At 66.0% G+C, this 5,578-nt stretch carries 6 protein-coding genes and 1 pseudogene; 1 reads left to right on the top strand and 6 read right to left on the bottom strand.

Annotation, left to right across the window (positions count from 1 at the left end):
* The 5 genes and pseudogenes from DM995_RS13830 to DM995_RS13810 all read right to left on the bottom strand — a co-directional run.
* Window positions 1–725: glycosyltransferase (locus DM995_RS13830; RefSeq protein WP_157973298.1), on the bottom strand; the 725-nt coding region annotated here is incomplete at its 3' end.
* Window positions 726–786: 61 nt separating this feature from the next.
* Window positions 787–1,716: a hemolysin family protein gene (locus DM995_RS13825; RefSeq protein ID WP_116969797.1), complete on the bottom strand. Its 930-nt coding sequence runs from the start codon at window positions 1,714–1,716 to the stop codon at window positions 787–789.
* Between the two features lie 63 nt (window positions 1,717–1,779).
* Complete coding sequence (gene ybeY / locus DM995_RS13820) at window positions 1,780–2,274, bottom strand: rRNA maturation RNase YbeY (protein ID WP_023838083.1); 495 nt, start codon at window positions 2,272–2,274, stop codon at window positions 1,780–1,782.
* A gap of 135 nt (window positions 2,275–2,409) precedes the next feature.
* Complete coding sequence (locus DM995_RS13815; protein WP_232824394.1) at window positions 2,410–3,510, bottom strand: PhoH family protein; 1,101 nt, start codon at window positions 3,508–3,510, stop codon at window positions 2,410–2,412.
* Window positions 3,510–3,791 (bottom strand): annotated as a pseudogene (locus DM995_RS13810) (TRAM domain-containing protein); the annotation flags it as partial. The gene DM995_RS13815 and the pseudogene DM995_RS13810, both read right to left, overlap by 1 nt.
* Window positions 3,792–3,814: 23 nt before the next feature.
* Here DM995_RS13810 and DM995_RS13805 point away from each other — a divergent pair.
* Window positions 3,815–5,074 carry a cystathionine gamma-synthase family protein gene (locus DM995_RS13805; protein ID WP_116969795.1) on the top strand — a complete coding sequence of 420 codons (1,260 nt, stop codon included), beginning with the start codon at window positions 3,815–3,817 and terminating at the stop codon, window positions 5,072–5,074.
* A 42-nt stretch (window positions 5,075–5,116) separates the two neighbouring features.
* On the opposite strand, the gene DM995_RS13800 is transcribed toward DM995_RS13805, so the two are convergent.
* Window positions 5,117–5,578, bottom strand: a 462-nt coding sequence (locus DM995_RS13800; RefSeq protein WP_116969794.1) for a glycosyltransferase, incomplete at its 5' end; no start/stop codon positions are given.

The following is a 5,578-nucleotide window of genomic DNA, read 5'->3' as shown; positions in this document are numbered from 1 at the left end:
ACCAGCACCTGATGCGGCACCTGGCGCCGCACCAGCCGGTCGATCGAATCGGAAAAGACGTCGAGCCCCTTTTCCATCACCAGCCGGCCGAGAAAGCCGATCACCGGCACGTCGTCGGCGAGACCCAGCGAGCGCCGCCAGTCCATGTCGCGCATCTGCGGGTTGAAGATCGTCTTGTCGACGCCGCGCGACCAGATGCCGACATCATAGCTCATCCGCTGTTCGCGCAGCACCTGCGCCATCGAATCGGACGGCGCGACGATCGCGTCGCACTTGCGGTAGAGGCGGCGCAGGATCGCCTCGAGCACGGGCTCGAGAAACGCCATGTTGTAATAGCGCGGATAGGTCTCGAACCTTGTATGCACCGATCCCAGCACCGGGATAGCGTGCCGCTGCGCCCAGCGCACCGCGCTGTGCCCGGCGCTGTCGGGGCTGGAAACGTGCACGATATTGGGCGCGAACCGGTTCAGGTCCTTCTTGATCCGCGGCGGCAAGATGGTGGTCACGCGATATTCGGCGCGGCCGGGGATCGGCAGCGAGGGCAGGCTGATCAGGTCGCCCGCCGGCTCGAACGCGGGGGTTTTCGTGGTCGGCGAATAGACGCGGACCTGCGCGCCGTTGTCGAGCAGCCAGCCGACCAGCCGGTTGAGCGCCTGGTTCGCGCCGTCGCGCACGTAATTGTAGTTGCCGCTGAACAGCGCAATGCGGAGATCGGAAATGTCCATGATCGGCCCGCCTTAGGCCCGCTTTGATGCAAAAGCCAGTATTTGCGGGATGGTGGCCCGATCAGACCTCTGCCGCGACCGGTTCGGGCGGCGGCAGCAGGCGGATTCGCGTCACGCGGCGTTCGTCGCCATCGATGATCTCCAGCCGCCAGCCGCTGTCATGCTCGAGCATGCGCCCGGGAGCAGGCACCTCGCCCGCCAGCACGAAGGCCAGCCCGCCCAGCGTATCGACCTCCTCGTCGATCTCGCCCAGCGCGGAATCGACCAGCTTGGCGACATCGGCGAGCTCGGCGCGCGCATCGGCTTCCCACGCGCCGTTCTCGCCGGGGGTCACCAGCGTTTCGGGCTCGTCGTCATGCTCGTCCTCGATATCGCCGACGATTTCCTCGACCAGATCCTCGATCGTCACCAGCCCCTCGGTGCCCGAATATTCGTCGATGACGATGGCCAGGTGCGTGCGCGTCTGGCGCATCTCGGCGAGCAGATCGAGCACGCCCATGGTTTCGGGAACGAAGCGCGGCTGGCGGATCAGATTTTCCCAGCTATCCGGGCGCGGACCATCGGCCGCGATGATCGGGAACACGTCCTTGATGTGCACCATGCCGACGATGTGATCGAGCGAGCCGTCATAGACCGGCACGCGGCTGTGCCCGTGCTCGGCGAAGATCTGGACCAGCGCGTCGAAGCTCGCATGCCGGTCGATCGCGATGATGTCGCTGCGCGGCACCGCGACGTCATCGACATCATGCTCGCTGAAATGCAGCAGGTTGCGCAGCATCTCGCGCTCGATGCGCGACAGGTCGCCACGCGACGATGCGCCATCGGCATCGTCATCCTCCTCGTGCTCGTCGATCGCCTCTTCAAGCTGGGCGCGCAGCGACTGGTCGTGTTGTTCTCCGAACAGCAGGGCCTTCAAGCCCCGCCAAATTCGCCCCGAACCTTCGTCTTGTGCGGTGGATTTCCCCCCGCCATTACTGTCTCCGTCTGCCATGACTGGCTGAATCTTAACCCCGCTCTTGGTTGTACTGGGAAGGCAGCATGCGATTACGCTCGATCAATATGGATTGTCGATGCCCAGATTGGCAAGCGCTTTCACCTCCAGCGCTTCCATGATCCCGGCCTCGGCCTCTTCGACATGGTCGTGCCCCAGCAGGTGCAGCATCCCGTGCAGCGCCAGATGGGTGGCGTGGGCGGCCAGCGCAATACCCTTTTCCTCGGCTTCGCGCGCGCAGGTCTGATAGGCGAGCATGATGTCGCCGAGCAGCACCTCGCCATCGTCGGTGTTCGCCAAGGCCGCGAAATCGTCGCGATCGATCATCGGGAAGCTCAGCACATTGGTCGGCTTGTCCTTGTGCCGGTAATCGCGGTTGAGCGCCTGCACCTCGTCATCGGTGCCGAAATGCACGCTGACCGAGACGGTGAAGCGGGCCTGGGCAAGCGCCCCCTGCGCGCTGACCGCCAATGCTGCGGAAATGGCGCGCGCGGCAAGCGCCTCCCAGTCGGTATCGCCGGGCCAGATCGGGTCGATGGAGGTTTCGGTTTCGATCATGGGGCTTACGAACTCCCCTTTATCCGTTTGTCCCGAGCGAAGTCGAGGGACGCATTCGCAACCGTTGGTACAGACGTCCCTCGACTTCGCTCGGGACAAACGGGATGGGTCAGAGGTTAACGTCTCTATGGCCGATCACGCATCTTTGCCCTCATAGGCCTCGACGATCCGTCCGACGATCGGGTGGCGCACCACGTCCGCCGCGGTGAAGCGCACGGTGCCGATACCCTGCACGCCCTCGAGCCGCCCGACCGCATCGGCCAGGCCCGAGGCTCCGACGCCGCCGGGCAGGTCGACCTGCTTGGGGTCGCCGCAGATCACCATCCGGCTGTTCATGCCGAAGCGGGTGAGGAACATCTTCATCTGCGCGGGCGTGGTGTTCTGCGCCTCGTCGAGGATGATGAAGCTGTCCGCCAATGTGCGCCCTCGCATGAAGGCGAGCGGTGCGATCTCGATCTCGCCGCTGGCGATGCGCCGCTCGACCTGTTCGGCCGGCAGCGTGTCGTAGAGTGCGTCGTAGAGCGGGCGAAGGTACGGATCGACCTTTTCCTTCATGTCGCCGGGCAGGAAACCCAGCCGCTCGCCCGCCTCGACCGCGGGGCGCGACAGGATCAGCCGGTTGACGGTGCCGGTGATCAACTGGCTCACCGCCTGCGCCACCGCGAGATAGGTCTTGCCGGTGCCCGCAGGCCCGAGCGCGAAGATCACGTCGTCGCGCACCAACGAGCGCATATATTCGGTCTGCGTCGCCGAACGCGGCACGATGGTCTTCTTGCGCGTGCGGATCATGATCGCGGGCGGCTCGGCCACCTCGCTGCGCACGATGCCTTCGAGCGTCGGCTCGGCGGACATGGTGATCAGCGCGTCGACCGCGCCTTCATCGATATCGAGCCCCTGTTCGATGCGCTTGTGCAGGCCGACCAGCACGTCGCGCGCGCGCGCCGCAGACTCGGCCTCGCCCTCGATCTGGATGCGGTTGCCGCGCGCCTGGATATAGACGCCGAGCCGGTTCTCGATCGCCACCAGGTTCTTGTCGAACTGGCCGAACAGCGGACCGAGCAGCGTCGGCTCGTCGAACTCGACCCCGATCCGCGCCTTGTTGGCGGGCTCGGGCCGGTTGAACGGAAAGTCGCTGCCATAGACCGGCGACAGCTGTGTCGATTGCGGGTCGCGCTTGCCGCGAAACTTGGTTGAATCGCCGCCGCGTCCGCCGCCCGAGCCTTTCTTGTGCGCCATCAGGCCGCCACCAGTGCCAGCGGCTCGCCCGCCAGGCTGTTGGGTCCGGCCGAGACGATCTCGACCTCGATCAGATCGCCGATCCTTGCCCCCACCTGTGTCACGTGCACCGATTGCAGCCAGGGCGACTTGCCGACCAGCTGGCCCGGCTTGCGGCCCGGGCGTTCGAGCAGCACGCTCATGCGCTTGCCGACGGTATCGAGGTTGAACGCGTGCTGCTGGGCATTGAGCAGGTCCTGCAGGCGCTGCAGTCGTTCGTCCATGATCTCGGGGGCGATCTCGCAAGCCCAAGCCGCAGGTCGAGATGCTCGGCGGGCGCAAGCTCAAGCCCGCGACGCTGATGATGGGCCATGGCTTCGACCCGGTGCTCTCCGAAGGCTCGCTGAAAGCGCCGATCTTCCTCACCTCCACCTTCGCGTTCGAGAATGCGGCGGCGGGCAAGCGCCATTTCGAAGGGCTGACCGGCAGACGCCCGGGCGGCGCCGAAGGCCTGGTCTATTCGCGCTTCAACGGCCCCAATCAGGAGATCCTCGAGGATCGGCTGAGCATCTGGGACGATGCAGAGGACGCGCTGGTCTTCTCGAGCGGCATGTCCGCGATCGCCACGCTGCTGCTCGCCTATTGCAGCAACAATGACGTGATCGTGCATTCGGGCCCGCTCTATGCCGCGACCGAGGCGATGATCGCGCGCATCCTGTCGCGCTTCGGCATCACCTATCTCGATTTCCCGGCCGGCGCGACCCGCGCGGAGATCGACGCGGTGCTCGAACAGGCGAAGGACATGGCGGCCAGGCAGGGCGGCCGCGTGGCGATGATCTATCTCGAAAGCCCCGCCAACCCGACCAACGCGCTGGTCGATATCGAGGCGGTGGCCGAAGCGCGCGATGCGGTGCTGGGCAATGAGGACGTGCCGACGCCGATCGCGATCGACAACACCTTCCTCGGCCCGCTGTGGCAGCAGCCGCTGCACCATGGCGCGGATATCGTGGTGTACAGCCTGACCAAATATGTCGGCGGGCACAGCGATCTGGTCGCGGGCGGACTGTCCGGCCCCAAGAAGTGGATGGACCCGGTGCGCGCGCTGCGCAACACCATCGGCACGATCTGCGACCCCAATACCGCCTGGATGCTGATGCGCTCGCTCGAGACGGTCGAGCTGCGCATGACCCGCGCGGGCGAGAATGCCGCCAAGGTCTGCGCGTTCCTGGCGCAGCACCCCAAGGTCGAGGGGCTCGGCTATCTCGGCATGATCCAGGATGCGCGCCAGAAGGACATTTTCGACCGGCATTGTTCGGGCGCGGGATCGACTTTCTCGCTGTTCATCAAGGGCGGCGAGGCGGAGAGCTTCCGCTTTCTCGACAATTTGCGCCTTGCCAAGCTGGCGGTGAGCCTGGGTGGCACCGAGACGCTGGCCAGCCATCCCGCGGCGATGACGCACCTTTCGGTGCCCGATGCGCGCAAGGCTGCGCTCGGCATCACCGACAATCTGGTGCGCATCTCGATCGGCGTCGAGGATCCCGACGATCTGATCGCCGATTTCGAACAGGCGCTCGAAACGGTGTGATCGCGTTTTCCGGCCTCCGCCTTGCGCGGGGGCCGGCCCGCTTTAGCGAATTGCGCGATAGGGCACGCCGCCGCTGCCCGCCTGGCGCTGGCGGATCAGGCGGATATAGGTTTCAGCAAGGCCCCGGTTGATCCGGTCCCAGCTGTATTTCTCGCTGCGCTTGAGCCCCGCCTGGCCGTGCGCTTTGCGCAGCTCGGGATGGCCGCAATAGGCCTGGAGCGCGTCGGCAAATTCGACCGTCGCGCCGGGGCGGACGAGCTGGCCGGTGACATTGTGCTCGACCAGGCTTTCGCTGCCCGTCGCGCGCGCGGCGACCACCGGCACGCCGCAGGCCATGGCCTCGAGCGTCACGTTGCCGAAGGTCTCGGTGATCGACGGGTTGAAGAACAGGTCCATGCTGGCGACCGCGCGGCCCAGATCGCTGCCGCCCTGGAAGCCTGCGAACACCGCGCCGGGCAGCCGCGATTCGAACCAGCCGCGCGCGGGCCCTTCGCCCACCACCAG

The organism is Blastomonas sp. UPD001, from assembly GCF_003426715.1.
Classification (GTDB): Bacteria; Pseudomonadota; Alphaproteobacteria; order Sphingomonadales; family Sphingomonadaceae; genus Blastomonas.
The sequence above is the reverse complement of the archived record's forward strand: the minus strand, read 5'-3'. Positions and strand labels throughout refer to the sequence as shown.

What these genes read in the sequence shown, in the direction of transcription:
- DM995_RS13825 (WP_116969797.1), bottom strand. Translation starts at nt 1,716, where the DNA reads ATGGCAGACGGAGACAGTAATGGCGGGGGGAAATCCACCGCACAAGAC.
- ybeY (WP_023838083.1), bottom strand. Translation starts at nt 2,274, where the DNA reads ATGATCGAAACCGAAACCTCCATCGACCCGATCTGGCCCGGCGATACC.
- DM995_RS13815 (WP_232824394.1), bottom strand. Translation starts at nt 3,510, where the DNA reads ATGGCGCACAAGAAAGGCTCGGGCGGCGGACGCGGCGGCGATTCAACC.
- DM995_RS13805 (WP_116969795.1), top strand. Translation starts at nt 3,815, where the DNA reads ATGCTCGGCGGGCGCAAGCTCAAGCCCGCGACGCTGATGATGGGCCAT.